The organism is Novosphingobium sp. CF614 (genome assembly GCF_900113255.1).
GTDB lineage: Bacteria > Pseudomonadota > Alphaproteobacteria > Sphingomonadales > Sphingomonadaceae > Novosphingobium.
Genome location: NZ_FOOR01000009.1, coordinates 1 through 15,375, shown reverse-complemented (window position 1 = coordinate 15,375; position 15,375 = coordinate 1). Strand labels below are relative to the sequence as shown.

Sequence of the window (15,375 nt, the reverse complement as noted above, 5' to 3'; positions counted from 1 at the left end):
CCGCCTCTTACGGGTTCAAGCGCGGGGGAGCGGCTTGCCAGCGGAACCGCCAGCGCAACCGTTTGAATCCCGATGCCTCCTACTGCAACGTCACCCCGTCGTCGTCGCTGCCGCTGGCGCGGCCGAAGAACTGCATGAGCTGGACCAGCAGCTCGCAGCGCGCCGAAAGGCCCGGCGCTTCCAGCAGGGCCTGCTTGGCGGCCGGATCGAACGGCGCGATCTGCGCGACGCCGTTTATCAGCGAGAGATCGTCGAGCCGGGCCACCTGTTCCCAGTTGACCGCGTAGCCCTGGGCATCCGCGAACCGGCGCGCCTCGCGCTCGAAGCTGGCGCGTTCGATCGGGGCGAGCACTTCGTTCTCGGTGTCCGCCAGCAGTTCGGCCTCGACCTGGCGGAACGGCGTGCTGACGGTGAGTTCGCGCAGGATGCGGAAGCGCGTTTCGCCTTCGAGCACGATGTTGAAACGCCCGTCGTCGAGCGCCTCGACATCGCCGATGCGGCCCAGGCAGCCGACCGAGAACAGCGCCGCGCCTTCTACCGGGCGCTGCGGCTGGATCATGCCGATCCGCCGGTCGCGCGCCAAGGCGTCGCTAACCATCGCCCGGTAACGCGGCTCGAAGATGTGCAGCGGCAGTTGCAGCCCCGGATAGAGCACCGCGCCGGGCAAGGGAAAGATCGTGATCCGTGCCAAGACGCGCTCAGCCGAACAGGACGGTCGAGAGCCTGCGGCGTGTCGCCGAGACCCAGGGATCCTCCAGCCCGATTGCCTCGAAGATCTGCAACAGCTTGGCGCGCGCGGCGCCCTCGTTCCACTCGCGGTCGGCTGCGACCATGCGGAGCAGGGTGTCGGCCGCCGTGTCGCGTTCCCCGGCCGCGAAAGCGGCGCTGGCGAAGGCGAACTGCGCTTCCATGTCGGCCGGCCTTTCGGCGGCGGCCATGCGCAGCGCGGCCAGCTCGCCCGCCTCGGGCCGGTCCTTCACCAATTTCAGCGCCGTCCGCGCGCGCTCCAGCTGCGGGTCGGACGCGATCGCCGGGTCCAGTCCTTCCAGCACCTGCTCGGCCTCCTCGATCCGCCCGGCGACCACTAGGCCGCGAACCAGGCCGGAAAGCACTTCGAGGTTGTCCGGCGCCATGTCGAGGATCTGCATGAAGATGCTGATCGCACGCTCGCCGTCGTTTTCGGCCAGCGCTTCCTCGCCCATCGCGATCAGCGGCGCCAGATCCATCGCGGGCTGGGCTCCGCCCGGCTCCACCGGCAGCTTGGCCAGCAATTGGTCGAGCACTTGCTTCAACTGCGATTCGCTGCGCGCATTGGTAAGGTCGGCAACGGGCTGGCCGCGGAACACCGCGAAGACCATCGGGATCGACCGGACCTGGAACTGCGAGGCGATGAACTGCTCCTCATCCACGTTGATCTTGGCAAGCAGCACGCCCTTGGCGGCATATTCGGCCGCGACTTTTTCCAGCACCGGCGTCAGCGCCTTGCACGGCCCGCACCATTCGGCCCAGAAATCGAGAATTACCAGCTGCGTCATCGATGGTTCGGCAACCGCCTTGCGGAACCGGTCCACCGCCTTCTGCTCGTCGAGATTGAGACCGATGCTGGCCAAGGTATATGCTCCCGTATCTTTGATGCCCGCCCTAGATCGGATTTCCCGGGCTGTTTGTGAAGGGTGAATGCATCCATCCCACCGCTTTGGCTCCGCATCGCCGGGAGCGCTGCGGGGCTGTGAAAATTTCTTGCGATTTCCCCCTTGCAGCCCCCGAAAGCCCCTGCTAGTGGCGCGCCTCCACCCCCGGTCCACGGCAAACGCCAACGGCCGGCGAACGTCAGAGCGGGCGTAGCTCAGGGGTAGAGCACAACCTTGCCAAGGTTGGGGTCGAGGGTTCGAATCCCTTCGCCCGCTCCAGATTTTCATAGAAAATCAGTCATTTAGAAATCCGCCGAGGCGGAAAATCTTATTACGCGCTCCCGCCGAGAGGGCAAAGTAATAAGGACGTAATATGCCGAGAGCGCATTTTCAGGCATCTCTGGCGTGCGATCGGCGGACCTTTCCAGCAGCATCCGCCGAGGACACCAACCATCCCGACACCTCTTCCCGGCGATCCGCCCACCCGCGATTCGATGTCGCCTCGGAGTGCGCCGCTTCGGCGCCACGCCATTCGAGGTGCGTGGCCTCATCCGGCAGAGGTAGAGGTCCGAGTGGATTTCCCGTGACGGGTTAAGGGCTGGGAGAGAGGCTCCCGGCGCCCGTCATGGAGATGTCCCATGACCCAGGTGCAAGTTCTGGACGCCGCGCGCCAAGGCTCCATAGGCCTCGATGATCTCTCGGTGCCGACCGAGGGGAAATCGCTGGCCGACATCGCCGCTTATCAGCCTGCGCAGTAGCAGTCTGGAGACCCGCAAATCCGGAAAATTCGCCAAGTAAATTTCCGTACCGATTACGAGATGGATTCCACTCATTCGTTTAACAGGAAGCGTCCGGGGAGGCTCCATGATAGCAAGCAATTATCTGTGCCGTTCGGGGCCCTGTTCCCTTGAGTTATCGAACTTTACCAATGGCGACCTGGTAGTCATTGGCGCGGAAGGCGGTATGGCGACGCGCGTCAGTTGCATCGCCGCGGCAGATGTCAGGATCGGCAATGTCATAGCGGTCGATGAACCGGCGGCCATCACGCCTCCTATCCCCGGATACCGTTGCCCATGATTGACCACCTTCGCCTGTCGACGGAGCGATTGCTGCTCCGCATGCCCGCCCGAACCGATGCACCGCGTCTGCACATCATCGCATCGGACCCAAGGGTCGCGCTCACCACCGCATCCATCCCGCACCCATATCCGGCTGAGGGCGCCGAGGAGTTTATCGGACGCATTCACGCGCGCTGCGGGCTGGACTGGCGTAGCCTCGCGATCATCGATCTCATGACAGATGATCTCATCGGCATGGTCGGCTTTGTGGGCGATGGTACATCGGCGGAACTGACCTACATGATTGCACCATCTCGCTGGGGCCAAGGTATTGCGACCGAGGCCAGCAGCGCCGTCATCCGTTACCTCTTCGATCAGCGCGGATATCGCATGGTGACCGCCACGGCGATGACAACCAATCCAGCTTCTGCGCGGGTTCTGCAAAAGCTCGGATTTGAAAAGGCGGGGAAAGCGCCCCGCGAAATACCGCTGCGCGGCAGTATCCATCTCATTTCGTCCTGGCGGCTGAACGCTTCCAGATCCTGCTGCGCACCTCTCCGGACTCATGCTTTCTTCCGCGAAGTGGAGGGAGCATTCTTCCGATCCATTCTGGCGGATCGTATTGACGATGTCCTGGCGCCGCCGCGCCCGGAAAGCGCAGGGCGCTATCATCGTCCCGGCCAGGCTACCCTCTACATGAGCCCGTTGATGGACTGGGCAAAAATCGCGGTGTCGGGTTATATCAGAGAGGATGGACGGCCCCGCGTCGTGATCCCGCTGACTGTAGGCAAAGCCCATGTTCTGGATCAGCATGACGAGGTGGCCTGTCGTTCCCGTGGCATCGATCGCGAGCATTCGAACGCACCCTGGCGCTCGGCGCTCTTGGCGGGAGCGGAGCCGCCGTCATGGCGGAATGCCGATTTCGCCCGAGTGGCGGGCGCGGATGGCATCATCGACCGATCGCGGAATATCCTGGGGGGCTGGCATCTGAACTTGTTCCGCTGGAACGAACTCGGCGGCCCTTGCGTCAAGGTCTGCGGCAAACCCGAGCCGATCCATCTTTCCGCGGACGGGCCGAAATGGGGGCTATAGTGGGATGATAGGCCCGCTTTTCAACAAGAGCAGATCATGCACATATAAGCATAGGCAAGGCTGATGCACGAGGTCATGACCTCCTATGAGCAGCGCGGCTTTGCGGTCATGGATGGGGTGTTGCCGCGCGGGTTGATCACGAAATTGCAGGACGAACTCGATCGCTTGATTGGCGGGCTAATGGGTTTGCCCGCACCGGACATTGATCGTCATATCGTGTTCGAAGAGAACCCCACGGCGGAAAGGCGGGATGGAATTGAGGCTGGAAAAGGAGATGCCGCGTTCATCATCGGCGATCTTTGCCGATTTTCGAATGTATTCCGCCAGCTATTGTCCATCGAGGCAATTGTCAGCTTCGCGCAGGCTGCACTTGGCTCGAACGATATCGTTGCCCATTTGATGAATGCCACCATCAAGCACCCGCACATCGGGCGGCGGATCAAATGGCATCGCGATTATCCAAACCGCTACATCACCTCGTGCGCGTCAGATCATCTGCGCGCCATGATCTGTCTTGACGGCATGGTGGCCGATGGCGGCGCGACGAGATTTATCGCAGGCTCGCACCGCATCGCGGACAAGCGCGCGGCAGCCCAGGCGCACGGCAAGGTTCCGCATGCTTTCGACGTCCACGACGGCCAGGCGGCAATATGTAGGCCTGGCAGCGTGGTGTTCATCCACCCCAAAGTGCTGCACGGGAGCCCGGCAAACGCCTCCCCGAACCTGCGCCGCAATATCGTGCTTCAACTCGGCAGAAGCGATGCACCGATTGTCGGCGAGCGGGAATCCATAACAGGCGTGGCGATATCAAGCTGTTCAGGCGCCCCTGTCAGGGCCAGTCTGGCTCTCAGCTCGACACAAGATTTAGACCGATGGTCGAACCCCATCGCATGAACAGAACGAACAGCTGAAGGACCCCCATGACAGTCGCCAGTGATGCCATATCTGGAAGCGAAACCCCAAACGACGGATGGTCGCAGTCCGCTTCTGCGTGGATTGATGGCCTCGGCAGCCATGGTGACTGGTCGCGCGCGCACGTCCTCGACAGGCCTATGCTGCGACGTGTCGCCCTGCACCCTTATCGCCATGCTATCGATATAGGCTGCGGTGAGGGTCGGTTCTGCCGCCTCCTGAACGAAACGGGGATAAGGACGACGGGCATAGACCCCACGCATGCGCTCATTGATCGCGCCCGCGTGCTGGATCCGGGCGGCGACTATCGGGTCGGTCGGGCGGAGGCGCTGGAGTTCGGTGATGCTTCATTCGATTTGGCCATCTTCTATCTGTCGCTGATCGACATACCGGATTTGCAAAGCGCCATTGCGGAAGCCCATCGCATTTTGAAGCCCGGCGGCAGCCTTCTGATTGCCAATCTTCAGAGCTTCAACACCGCGGGAGACCCGGCCGGTTGGGTTCGCGACGCGGAAGGCGTTGAGCGATTTTACATCGATCACTATCTCGACGAACGCTCGCAATGGATCAATTGGAGCGGCATTCGCATCCGAAATTGGCATCGGCCGCTCGGCGTCTATATGCAAACCCTGCTGCAAAGCGGGTTTGCACTTTGCGGCTTCGAAGAGCCCGAGCCCGATGGTGGCGATCCCGTCCGCGCGGCTCGATATCGCCGCGCACCAGGGTTTCTCATCATGGAATGGCAAAAGATCAGTACGGCCGGCCGCGCAACAAGCGCCAACACGGCTATATCATGATTTCGCGCCGGAAAGTGAAGTGCAGATTCCACGCCTCGCCGGCGGAAGCCTCCGGACCCCGACCAACATGACCTCTCCGGCGTCACAGCTTTGGATGATCGCGCGCACCACTCGCCAGTTCATCGCGCCGCATTGGCGCGAATGGCATGAACAGGGCGGTTTTAAGCAGCCTGAAATCGCGTCCGCCAACACATGCGGGCAGACCAGCCTCTTTCTGGTCCAAGTCCTGCGCCAGGAAGCACTGCCTGCGCAGTGGCGCACCGGCGTTCCTCGTTCGTCCGAAGAGGGACCGGAACTGGGGCCTTTCGGATTTCGCGTAGGGGATCGGAGGCAAGGTCATAGCTGGGTGCAGTCGATCGGATTTGGCCGGATTGGCTGAACCATCGCGGGCGGCATCGCGCATGATCCCTCTGGTTAACCATGATCCGCGATGGACGCGGCACTTTGCCGCCGAACGAGGCAGATTGCTTGAAGCTTTCCCCGGCAGCTTCCTCGCGATCGAGCATATTGGCAGCACGGCCATCCCCAACCTCCGCGCCAAGCCGATTATTGACATGATCGGCATCGTTTCCGATCTGGACGCCTGCGATCCTGTCGCCAAGACGATCGGTACCCTTGGCTATGCCGTTCGCGGCGAAAACGGGATCCCAGGCCGCCGCTACTTCACCCGTGGCGGGCTCGATGCCGTCCATTTCCATCTCTATGCCAAGAGCGATCCAAGGATCGATACGCACTTGCGGTTCCGGGATCATCTGCGTGCCAACCCGGACAGCAGGCGTAAGCATACGCCGAGGGCCGCGGTGAAGTCCGGTCAGGCGGCGAGAGCGACCTTAGTGGCCCCGCCAGCTCCAACTTCACCGCGGTCCTCAGCGTATGCTTAACGTCACCCCCTGACGGCCTATCGACCAGCGCGCCGGTCGATAGGCCGTCAGGCACATGCCGGAGCCAGCAGGTCACCGCACAGCGTAATGAAATGCTTTGGCTAGAACCCAAGCGATGCGGTAAGCGTAATCGTTGGAGGAACCTGACCTATATATTGCCTCGATTGACGATAGCGGAGCGGATTTCCGAACCCGAACATGGTGCCTTTGCCGCCGAACAGATTGCGAGCGGATAGGCCCACCTGCCATCTGCCAAGCGTCATCGCGCCTTCAATGCCACTTTCGAGATAGCGCCCTATCCCACGATCCAGTTCAGGATCAAAACTCATGTGGGCCGGACCGATATATCGCAGGTAAAGGCGTGCCAACATCGGCGTCCCGACCACGCGGTAAGCGCGCTGCAACGCTGCGCGCACCGTATAGTCAGGGACGACAGGAACGCGGCTGTCATGTAACTCGTAGCCCAGAGCGTTGCGCGCCAAATGGGCATGGGTGACGTTGGCGCCGACCTCGACTCTCCACCCCGCTGTCAGGTCGAGGGCAAGGCTCGCTTCCGCTCCGAGAATCCGGGCGTCACCGGCATCCTCGGTTGCGATCAGGCTGTTCGGCATCAGGGTGTCGGACTGCACGTGGTCCCACCGCGAATACCATGCCGTCGCCTCGATGCGTGCCGGACCCAGCGACTGCCGCCAACCCGCTTCGACAGAAGCCAGTTCGTCCCCGGCAAGAGCCGCGCCGTCGGCACGAACGGCGCCTTGTCTGAACGCGGAACCATAGCGAACGTAGAACAGGCCATCATTACCCGGTTTCCATGAAAGCGAAAGTTCGGGCGTGAAGCCAGCCCTGTCACGCTCCTGCGTGGATGTGGCGGTGGCGGAACCCGACCGTTCCTCGGCAATGGACGAGCGAAACAGACGTCCGCCACCGCTCAGCGAGAGCCTGTTACCCAGCGGCACGGTGAGGTTAGCATATGCGGCGGTGTCGTGGATGTCGCGGCGGCTGCGATCGAGCAGCAGGGAGTTTGCTGCTTCGGCGACCAGCGAGGTTGCGAGGGTCTGGCTCGCATCAAGGCGCGAGAGGCCAACAAGCCAGTGCATCGCACGCCATTCGCCAAGCAAGCGCAGTTCGGTATCCCATACCCGATACCGGCCCCGATCGTTCATGGTCCGGGGCTGCCCGAGGCCGAAGCCACTAGCGCCTTGCGTCGCATCGAAGACGTCGCCCACCTCGTGCCAGGTCATCGCGCTCGAAAGCATCACTTCGACCGTGTCGATGGCACCCTGAAGGCGCGTGGCCACGTGGCTCAGATCGTTGTCATGCGGCTCGGCCAGCTGATCCGGGCGGGAATAGCCGCCCCTGCGGTAAGTATAGCGACTGTCGCGCGAGTTGAGCCATTGCGCCATGCCCGTGAGGTCGAGCCGCCAGCCATCGGTCGGAACCAGCCCGGCCAGCGCGCGAAAGCCGCTCACGCGTGTGGAGTTGCCGTTGCGCCGTGCATCCTGCCCGGTGCCGCTGTTGATCCACCCCGGTTCGAGAACGGAGTATCCGACAACCCGAAGTCCGGCGGCTTCGTCGACGATCGGCAGATTGGCGACCACCGACGCCGAATAGCCGGAACTCCCTCCCGTCATCAGGCTACCGCCGCCGGATATCTCGAGCGAGGCTTCGTTCGGGTTCGCCGGGTTGGAAACCATGCGATAAATACCGCCCAACGCTCCCGTCCCATAAAGCGAACCCTGCGGACCCTTGAGCACTTCCACACGCTTCATGTCGACCAGCCGGAGGTCGGGGTCGGGAGCCGCATAGGTCACTCGCGCCTCGTCGAGCACGACTGCCACCGTGGACTGGCTTTCACCACCAAACGCGCTGTCGGCCACGCCGCGAAGGAACATGTGGTTGCGCCCCGGTCCCAATGCGGTAAGCGACAGTCCATCGATTCGCGCCGCAATATCGGGCGTCGAGCTCAATGCCTGGGCGCCGGCGCGCAGGCGCAGCGTATCCACGAGCGCGACCGCGCCGGGCAATGACTGAAGATCGAGCGGCTGCTTCGTCGCCGTCACCAGGATCGGATCGGCCTGCGGGGCGGCGGCCGGGGTCGCCACGGCCAAAAGGGCAGGGGCAGGAGGCGGCGCGACCGGCGCTCGCTCTATCCGCCATGCCGTTTGCGCTACCTGCCGCGCGCGGTATCCGGTGCCGGCCAGCAGCAGGGAGAGCGCCTGCGCGACGCTCATGTCGCCGCGCAGGCGTCCAACCTGCACGCGCGGCAGCGGGCCGTCGCTGCCGATCGAGACGCGCGCAGAGCGGGACAGATCGGCGATGGCGTCCGCAAGGTCGCCAGCCCTGACGTCGATCGACGGCTTTGCGGCTTCGCGAGCCTCAGCGTTGCTCGATACGCCAGGCGCCAGCATCGCGGCCCAGACGCAGATCCATAAGCTCGACCAGATCGCGCAACGCCTTCTCGCCATCGTCGACAATCAGTGTTCCCGAAAACCGCCGGAAACGCAGAGCGGCCGGCACCTCAACCTTAACCCCGGCATAGCGGGACAGGTCGGCCGCCACCAGAGCGAGCGAGGCATTATCGTAAGTGAGCCGACCATTCTGCCAGGAGCCGATTTCCTGCACCTTCACCGGCGCCACGGTCGCCGTGCCTACAGCGCCGTCGAAGGTCAGCCCGTCACCGGCCGCGAGCCCAACGCTCTGCGCCATCGCCTGCGATGAGACCCTCACCCGCCCTTCGGCCACGGCCACCCGTACGGCGCTGTCCTGCTGCTGCACGTCGAAGCGCGTGCCGATGTCGCTGACGCTGACGTCACCGGCGGATATCGTCAGCGTGCGCGAGGGATCGTGGCGGATGTTGAACAGGGCGCCCCCTTCAAGGCTCATGTTGTCCTGCGAACGCCCCTCGACGGTGAGGCGGCTGTGCGGCGCCAGCATCACCGAGGATCCGTCCGCCAGCGCGACTCGCCGCGCCTGTGCGTCAGTGGCGTAGACCTCGGGCGTCGGCCCCATCAGTTGCGGCACTGCCACTACAGCGGCAAGCGACGCGGCTATGGCTAATCCGCCCCAGCGCCAGAACCGCCTGGCGCCCGGCGCGGGCGGAGCGACCTCTTCCTCGTCCTCGATCAGTGTCGCGCGGTGTTCGTCGATCGTATCGGCGGTGAGCGTCATCTGGTCCAGCGCCCGGCGATGACGCGGATCGGCCCCCAGCCAGTCGGAAAAGGCATCCCAATCCATCGCATCGTCGCGTGGATCTTCACAGCGCAGATGCCACTGGGCCGCTTCGAGCAGCAGGGCTTCCGGCAGGTCGGATTCAGTCTCGCGGTTCATCATCCCTGTTCCACTCGCGGCTTCGCGCCGTCATCAGCCCCATGTCCGTGAGACGGCACCGCTGCAAATGATCCGCAGTTGACAAGCGCCGCGCGCAGATGTTTCATGGCAAGCGCCAAGTGCTTTTCCACGCCGCTGCGCGAAATGCCCAGCAATTGCGCGATCTCGTTCTGTCCCAGCCCGTCGAAGCGGTAGAGTCGCAGTACTCGGGCAGCGCCTTCCGGCAGGGCGGCGATGGCGACCCGGAGTATCTCGGCGTCCTGACGCCGGACGATCGCATCCTCGACTGGTTCGGACGGGTCGACCCGGTCCTCGGGCGATCCGGAGTGTCCTGCGCTTTCGTCGTCGATCCATGCGCGGTCGCGGCGCATCGCGCGCTGGGCACCGCGTACCTTATCCAGAACGATGTTGTTGGCCATGCGGAACAGGTACGCACGCGGATTGCCGATCGGACCTGTCGTCAGCGTGCTCGCCTTGATCCACAAGTCCTGCAAGGCATCCTGCGCGTCATCGGCCGAGCTGCAGCGCAGGCTCAGGAAGCGCAGCAATTCCCCGCGGTGATCCTCCAGCACCTGTACCAGTCCGGCGTTTCGTGCGCTTGGGTCTGCCTCCATCCGTTTCTCCGCAGCGATCATCCCTCACGCCGGGCGCAGACGAGGAGGCCGCGAACGGAGCGTGTCACAGCCACTTCATGCACCCGGACAGCAGGTTGCGCAAATCCGCCCTCGACCAGAGCGGCCCGCAAGGCGTCGGCATCGTACAACCGGTGCAGCCCTTCGCCGGTGAAGGCCCAGCCGTCCATCGTCTGCGCGTGCGTGACATAGGCGACGAGGCGCCCGCCAGGCCGCAGGACGCGGTGCAGTTCGCGGACGATGGAGCGCTGCGCGTCGTCGAAATAGAGGACATTGAGCGCAAGGGCGGCATCGAAGGCGCGATCGGGCAACGGCATCGCAGTTAGATCGCCAAGCACTTGTGTCGCCCCATCGCGGAGTCTGCCTTGTGCCATCTTCAGCATCGTCGCGGAGCGGTCCACGCCTGTCAGCGATCCGGGGCCGCGCCGGCGCATCTCGGCCAGCGCGGCGCCGGTGCCGCACCCTGCATCGAGCACATCCTCCCCGGGGCGGATATCGAGCAGATCGACGGCGAGATGTAGTGGATGGCGGTTCGCGAAATCCATCGCCCGGCCGAGCAGCCGTCCCGCTCTCCCGCGAGGGTTGGCCAGTTGCTGTGCCAGCCCTTGCCCCAGCTTCTGCGCAAGGCTCATGCGCGGTTCAGGCCGCCTTCGCCAGAAGGTCGCGCACCTCGCGACGGCGCCCCGCGTCCCAGACCGGACGGCCGGCGTCATGCGGTGCCCGCAGCGCCTTCTGCAGATAGGTTTGCGCCCCGGCCTTGTCGCCCTGATCGAGCAGATATTCGCCGTAGAAGTAATTCGTATCGAGGCCGTTGGGGTCGATCGCCAGCGCCTGCTTGAGCAGCTTCACGGCGCGGTCATTATCGCCCCACGCGAGCGGCGATCCGGGCACCTTGTGATAGAGCACGCCCAGGCTCAGCGCCGCCCCGCCACCGGCTACGCGCGGATCGATGGCATAGGCCTTCGCGATCAGGTCGCGCGCCTTGGTGGCAAGACCGAGCTTGTGGAAGAAATTCGCCCGGTTCGCCTGCTCGCTGGCGACAATCCCGGCCCACAGCAGCGGCTCGGCCTTCCCAGGGTAGCTCGCTACGAGCGTGCTGGCCTGCTTGGCCAGTTGATCGAGCGCCTTGGTCTGGGTGCTCGATCCCTGCACTTCATACGTGATGTGCGCCCAGCCGTCGTTCACCGCCTTCACGTCGCTAGCCATGTCGGCAAAGGCCGGAACGGGCGTCGCGACGGCAACCAGCTGCAAGAGAGCGCCAAGCGTACGGCGGTGCAGAATGGCGGCGACTTTCATGGATTTCTTCTCCTTGATGATCTTTGCGTTGCCTTGTCGAGGGGGTGGGAAAAAGCGGCGTGGGCCTTGCGGATCTGCCCGGCCAGCCCGCTGTCGATCAGCCGGGGTGACAGGGCGTTGAGCGCGGCATAGACCCGCTCCATCGATCCGATGTTGACGGTTTCGCGCCGCTCCACGATCGCATCGACGATACGCCGCGCCACCCATTCCGGCTCGTCGGCCTTCATGCCGGTCAGCGCGAGAAAGCGGTTCACATCGCCGTTGTTGAACGGCGTGCGCGCCGCGCGCGGATTGATGTGGGTGACGGTGACCCCGCTGCCCAGTAATTCCCGCCGCAGACCCTGGCTCAGCGCGGCAAGCCCGGCCTTGCTGCTCGAATAGGCCGCAAACCAGGGATAGGGGATCGCGCCCAGCACCGAGCCGACATTGACGATCTGGCCCGAACCGCGCGCCCGCATGCGTGCCGCAACGGCCCGCGCCAGCACCGCCGGTACCAGCAGGTTGACGCGGTAGCACAGCGCCAGTGCCTCGATGGGCTGGTTCTCGTGCAGGCCGAAGCGCATCACACCTGCGACGTTGACGAGGATGTCCGGACAGTCGCTTTCCAGCCGTCCGGCCAGCGCGGCAAGGGCTGCATCGTCCGACAGGTCCGTGACGATGCTGGAATGACACGCCGCGCATTCGCTGCGATCGATTCCAGTGACATGGGCGCCTACCTCGGCCAGCATCCGTGCCACCGGAGTGCCGAGGCCACCGGCTGCGCCAGTGATGAAGATGCGGGATCCGTCAAGCTGCGACATGCACCGCCTCCTCGAGTTCGATGCTGGCGAAGACACCGCCAAACAGGGCGAACATCTCCTGCGCCATGGAAAGGATCGCGGCGCGGTCGTCCGCATCGCCCAGCCCGTTCACCAGCGCGGCGTAAAAGGCCATGTGGTCCTGATCGAGCGCGCCGTGCGAGGTCAGGTAGGTGAACGCTTCGGGCGGCAGGCCGAGCCGTTCCGCCACCGCCGTCGCGCCGCGCTGGGCCAGCGCCACGCTGACGCTTTCCAGCACGTAGACCATGCCGAAGAACGCCGCTGCGTTGTCCGAAGCAATGCGGTGATAGGCATGATCGACCATGGCCTTCGTCGCCGGGCGCGGCTCGCTGATGCGCGTGGCATCGGCATCGCCGCCCGCCGCCGCAATGTCGGCGAGGATCCATTCCTCGTGCCCGGTCTCTTCCTTGATGTACTCGTCGAGTGTCCTGATCAGGTCGGGCCGGCCCAGCAGCCTCGCCCTGGCCGCCCGCATGAGCGGCACGGTGTGCCGTACATGATGGTACGCCTGTTCGAGATAATCGACATAGGCACGGCGCGAGATCGTTCCCGCCAGCCCAGCGCGTACCTGAGGGATGGTCAGGAACCGAAGCCGATCGCGGAACATCGCGGCTTCCAACTCGGCGAAGAAGTCAGGCGTGCGTTCCAGCCATATCGCGGCGATGGCTTTGCGACGCAGGCGCCCGTTTCCGGTCAGCATCCCGTTCGCGACCGTGAACGGCGCTACTTCGCGCCAACGTCCTACACAGGCGTAGAAAGGGAGGCCGAGGTTGGCGGCGGCGACCGCAGCCGCCAGATCGACATCCGGCGAGGCCGGGACGAGCAGCGCTTCTGGCACAGGCAATCCGTCACCGTAGACCATCGCTTGCAGGATTCCCGGTTGCGCGACCAGTTGCGTCTCGACCCATTCGGGTGAAATGTTGCGGCCGAAGCTTGTCACGATCAGCGCGGATTTGCGGCCTTCCACCCAGAGCCGGCCGGCATCGTCGATCCGGCCGACATCTCCGGTGGCGAGCGGTCCCGGCACACGTGGTTCGCCGATGGTGCCAAGGAACATCTCGCCCTCCAGCATGATCTCGCCGTCGTCGGCGATCCACGCCTTAATATGGCCGAGCGGGCGTCCCACCGAACCGCGCTCGCCAGTTCCATCCGTTTCGAGCGAGACGACCGAACCGCACTCGGTCAGTCCGTAGCCCTGCCGTACCGGCAGGCCGACCTCTTGCGCGCGGGCCAGCAGTTCGGGCGCTACCCGCGCACCGCCCACGGCTACCAGTGTCAGGTCGGGCAAACGCAGGTCGGTCTTCTCCAGCACCGCGACCAGCCCAGCGAGATATTCGGGCACAAGGATCAGCGACGTGATGCGCCAGCCCGCGATCATGCGCGCCATGCGGCCGAACTCGGGTCGGAAGGGATCGGCCAGCCCGACAAGCTCCTGCGGCGGACAAACATAGGTGCCGCCCACCAGCACGGTCGCGAAGAAGCCCGCGACCGTTTCCAGCAGGATTCCCGGCGGCAACAGCGCGCAGTGCCGTCCCGCATGATCGGACCCGAGCGCCGACACCACCGATGCGGCAACATTGAGCATATGCCGCGCGGAAAGACACACGCCCTTCGGCGTGCCCGTCGAACCCGAAGTGAATGTGACCCGCGCCGTCCCAGGGGGTAGAGAAGACGGCGCGGGTCGTAGCGCGGCGGCATTCTCGCCTGCCGCACCACACGTGGAACGGGCATGGTCGATCTGTTCGGAGGTGAAGAATTTAGGCAGGGAAAGGACCGGAATGCCAGCCTCCAGCAGTGCCAACTCGCGCACCACGCCGTCCAGACCGTGATCGAGGCACAGCACCTCCGGACCAATCGCGCGTGACTTGCTCAGGCGGACCCGTTCAGCCTCCACCCGGTCAGCCAGAGCGCCCCAGCTCACCGTAGGCGTCACGACTGGATCGACGGCTATGCCTCTCGGATTGGCAAGCGCGTGCGCGCGGATCGTGTGAAGCAGACCGCTCATGCGGCGAACCTTCGACGCGAGGCAAAATAGGCGGTGATGACGTGCTGGCCTTCGGCGATGAGGCCCGCGCAGACCAGCGGATCACTTTCGTAATAGCGACCCCAGACCTCGGGATCGCCCGAGCGCTCGCGCATCGCGGGCGCAAGTACATGAAGCGATACGCCCATGCGTGTGAACATGCGCCGCAGCGGGGCCGTCAGCGTCGCCACCGCGACCTCGCAGGCAGTGCCGAGATCGTTGGCGGCCTTTGCCCACAAGTCCACCATGGCGAAGGCATCGTCGGCAGCCAGACAGCCGATCTCTATGACACTTGCGCGCTGGACCGGGCGGCACAGGGCAATCGATACGCAATGTTCTACCGGTGCATCGAGATAGCGTTCCAGGAATAGCTCATCTTCTCCTGCCCGGCGATAACCCACGACAGCGCGGGGCACCCCGCCGCGTGCAATATGGAGAACGTCGGGATAGGCGCAATGCGCGACCGCGCCGTGAACATTCAGATACCTGCTACGAACCAGATCGTTGGACTGCGTATCTAACATCAGCAAAGCCTCGCCATTTGAACCTGAGACGGCGAGGCGCGAGGGCTTCCCCAGTCGCGATCAAGAAAAATTGAATCCGCCCAAGAAGTAACGGAAGTTTACCTGGGTGACCCCGCGATTTCCGTCGCCCACGCGTTCAACGGCTCTGACGCGGCAAATTGCAATTGCGGTCTTCCGCTGCTCCTGACTGCCTTCTATGTCACCTCGGAGCTAAGAGACCTGCTATCATCTTAACGTCGGCTACTGTTGAAAGCGGTCGTTCGTCGCGGTCGTCGGGAAGGGCGGCTAAGTCCAAGGATTTCGGGCGCTTGCGTACGGAATCCTGACATGGAGGAACCCGCGGGCCCCATACACTGATCTATGGGTAAAAAGGCTCTGGGATGT

General features: G+C 64.1%; 15 protein-coding genes and 1 tRNA gene. 6 read left to right on the top strand and 10 right to left on the bottom strand.

The genetic code is table 11. The features are described 5' to 3' along the window. Positions 1-79 precede the first annotated feature (79 nt). Both BM052_RS11660 and BM052_RS11655 read right to left on the bottom strand, forming a co-directional pair. A complete protein-coding gene (locus BM052_RS11660; RefSeq protein WP_091146950.1) occupies positions 80-691 on the bottom strand; it encodes an LON peptidase substrate-binding domain-containing protein in 612 nt (203 codons plus the stop codon). 7 nt (positions 692-698) lie between these two features. Beyond that, positions 699-1,610 carry a tetratricopeptide repeat protein gene (locus tag BM052_RS11655; RefSeq protein WP_091146947.1) on the bottom strand — a complete coding sequence of 304 codons (912 nt, stop codon included), beginning with the start codon at positions 1,608-1,610 and terminating at the stop codon, positions 699-701. Positions 1,611-1,835: 225 nt separating this feature from the next. On the opposite strand from BM052_RS11655, the gene BM052_RS11650 reads away from it, so the two are divergent. The 6 genes from BM052_RS11650 (at position 1,836) to BM052_RS11625 (ending at position 6,371) form a co-directional block, all read left to right on the top strand. Beyond that, a tRNA-Gly gene (locus BM052_RS11650) sits at positions 1,836-1,910 on the top strand. A gap of 794 nt (positions 1,911-2,704) precedes the next feature. After that, on the top strand, positions 2,705-3,781 hold the full coding sequence (locus BM052_RS11645; RefSeq protein ID WP_091146946.1) for a GNAT family N-acetyltransferase: 1,077 nt from the start codon (positions 2,705-2,707) through the stop codon (positions 3,779-3,781). A gap of 63 nt (positions 3,782-3,844) precedes the next feature. Next, positions 3,845-4,675 (top strand): phytanoyl-CoA dioxygenase family protein, encoded by an 831-nt coding sequence (locus BM052_RS11640; protein WP_091146943.1) that lies wholly within the window; start codon positions 3,845-3,847, stop codon positions 4,673-4,675. Positions 4,676-4,701: 26 nt separating this feature from the next. After that, complete coding sequence (locus BM052_RS11635) at positions 4,702-5,490, top strand: class I SAM-dependent methyltransferase (protein ID WP_091146940.1); 789 nt, start codon at positions 4,702-4,704, stop codon at positions 5,488-5,490. Positions 5,491-5,509: 19 nt separating this feature from the next. Beyond that, the gene (locus BM052_RS11630; RefSeq protein ID WP_177198440.1) at positions 5,510-5,869 is read left to right on the top strand and encodes a hypothetical protein; all 360 of its coding nucleotides are present in this window, start codon (positions 5,510-5,512) and stop codon (positions 5,867-5,869) included. A 22-nt stretch (positions 5,870-5,891) separates the two neighbouring features. Further along, positions 5,892-6,371, top strand: a complete 480-nt coding sequence (locus BM052_RS11625; RefSeq protein WP_091146935.1) for a GrpB family protein — start codon at positions 5,892-5,894, stop codon at positions 6,369-6,371. Between the two features lie 101 nt (positions 6,372-6,472). Here the strand turns inward: BM052_RS11625 and BM052_RS11620 are convergent, their stop codons facing one another. Genes BM052_RS11620 through BM052_RS11585 form a run of 8 tightly spaced genes read right to left on the bottom strand, consistent with a single transcriptional unit; the run spans position 6,473 to position 14,991 of the window. Beyond that, the gene (locus BM052_RS11620) at positions 6,473-8,836 is read right to left on the bottom strand and encodes a TonB-dependent receptor (protein ID WP_091146933.1); all 2,364 of its coding nucleotides are present in this window, start codon (positions 8,834-8,836) and stop codon (positions 6,473-6,475) included. Continuing rightward, positions 8,748-9,698, bottom strand: a complete 951-nt coding sequence (locus BM052_RS11615) for a FecR family protein (protein WP_177198439.1) — start codon at positions 9,696-9,698, stop codon at positions 8,748-8,750. Before BM052_RS11615 ends, BM052_RS11620 begins: the two co-directional genes overlap by 89 nt. Then, the gene (locus BM052_RS11610; RefSeq protein WP_255406095.1) at positions 9,698-10,312 is read right to left on the bottom strand and encodes an RNA polymerase sigma factor; all 615 of its coding nucleotides are present in this window, start codon (positions 10,310-10,312) and stop codon (positions 9,698-9,700) included. Before BM052_RS11610 ends, BM052_RS11615 begins: the two co-directional genes overlap by 1 nt. A gap of 17 nt (positions 10,313-10,329) precedes the next feature. Continuing rightward, entirely contained in the window at positions 10,330-10,962 is a 633-nt protein-coding gene (locus BM052_RS11605) for a class I SAM-dependent methyltransferase (protein ID WP_091146926.1), read from the bottom strand. Positions 10,963-10,969: 7 nt separating this feature from the next. After that, positions 10,970-11,626, bottom strand: a complete 657-nt coding sequence (locus BM052_RS11600) for a tetratricopeptide repeat protein (protein ID WP_255406094.1) — start codon at positions 11,624-11,626, stop codon at positions 10,970-10,972. Further along, positions 11,623-12,426 carry an SDR family NAD(P)-dependent oxidoreductase gene (locus tag BM052_RS11595; RefSeq protein ID WP_091146925.1) on the bottom strand — a complete coding sequence of 268 codons (804 nt, stop codon included), beginning with the start codon at positions 12,424-12,426 and terminating at the stop codon, positions 11,623-11,625. The genes BM052_RS11600 and BM052_RS11595 overlap by 4 nt, the downstream gene beginning before the upstream one ends. Next, the gene (locus tag BM052_RS11590) at positions 12,413-14,449 is read right to left on the bottom strand and encodes an AMP-binding protein (protein WP_091146922.1); all 2,037 of its coding nucleotides are present in this window, start codon (positions 14,447-14,449) and stop codon (positions 12,413-12,415) included. Before BM052_RS11590 ends, BM052_RS11595 begins: the two co-directional genes overlap by 14 nt. Then, entirely contained in the window at positions 14,446-14,991 is a 546-nt protein-coding gene (locus tag BM052_RS11585; RefSeq protein WP_091146919.1) for a thermostable hemolysin, read from the bottom strand. The genes BM052_RS11590 and BM052_RS11585 overlap by 4 nt, the downstream gene beginning before the upstream one ends. Positions 14,992-15,375: the final 384 nt, after the last annotated feature.

What these genes read in the sequence shown, in the direction of transcription:
- BM052_RS11645 (WP_091146946.1), top strand. Translation starts at nt 2,705, where the DNA reads ATGATTGACCACCTTCGCCTGTCGACGGAGCGATTGCTGCTCCGCATG.
- BM052_RS11640 (WP_091146943.1), top strand. Translation starts at nt 3,845, where the DNA reads ATGCACGAGGTCATGACCTCCTATGAGCAGCGCGGCTTTGCGGTCATG.
- BM052_RS11635 (WP_091146940.1), top strand. Translation starts at nt 4,702, where the DNA reads ATGACAGTCGCCAGTGATGCCATATCTGGAAGCGAAACCCCAAACGAC.
- BM052_RS11625 (WP_091146935.1), top strand. Translation starts at nt 5,892, where the DNA reads ATGATCCCTCTGGTTAACCATGATCCGCGATGGACGCGGCACTTTGCC.
- BM052_RS11620 (WP_091146933.1), bottom strand. Translation starts at nt 8,836, where the DNA reads ATGGCGAGAAGGCGTTGCGCGATCTGGTCGAGCTTATGGATCTGCGTC.
- BM052_RS11615 (WP_177198439.1), bottom strand. Translation starts at nt 9,698, where the DNA reads ATGAACCGCGAGACTGAATCCGACCTGCCGGAAGCCCTGCTGCTCGAA.
- BM052_RS11610 (WP_255406095.1), bottom strand. Translation starts at nt 10,312, where the DNA reads ATGGAGGCAGACCCAAGCGCACGAAACGCCGGACTGGTACAGGTGCTG.
- BM052_RS11605 (WP_091146926.1), bottom strand. Translation starts at nt 10,962, where the DNA reads ATGAGCCTTGCGCAGAAGCTGGGGCAAGGGCTGGCACAGCAACTGGCC.
- BM052_RS11600 (WP_255406094.1), bottom strand. Translation starts at nt 11,626, where the DNA reads ATGAAAGTCGCCGCCATTCTGCACCGCCGTACGCTTGGCGCTCTCTTG.
- BM052_RS11595 (WP_091146925.1), bottom strand. Translation starts at nt 12,426, where the DNA reads ATGTCGCAGCTTGACGGATCCCGCATCTTCATCACTGGCGCAGCCGGT.
- BM052_RS11590 (WP_091146922.1), bottom strand. Translation starts at nt 14,449, where the DNA reads ATGAGCGGTCTGCTTCACACGATCCGCGCGCACGCGCTTGCCAATCCG.
- BM052_RS11585 (WP_091146919.1), bottom strand. Translation starts at nt 14,991, where the DNA reads ATGTTAGATACGCAGTCCAACGATCTGGTTCGTAGCAGGTATCTGAAT.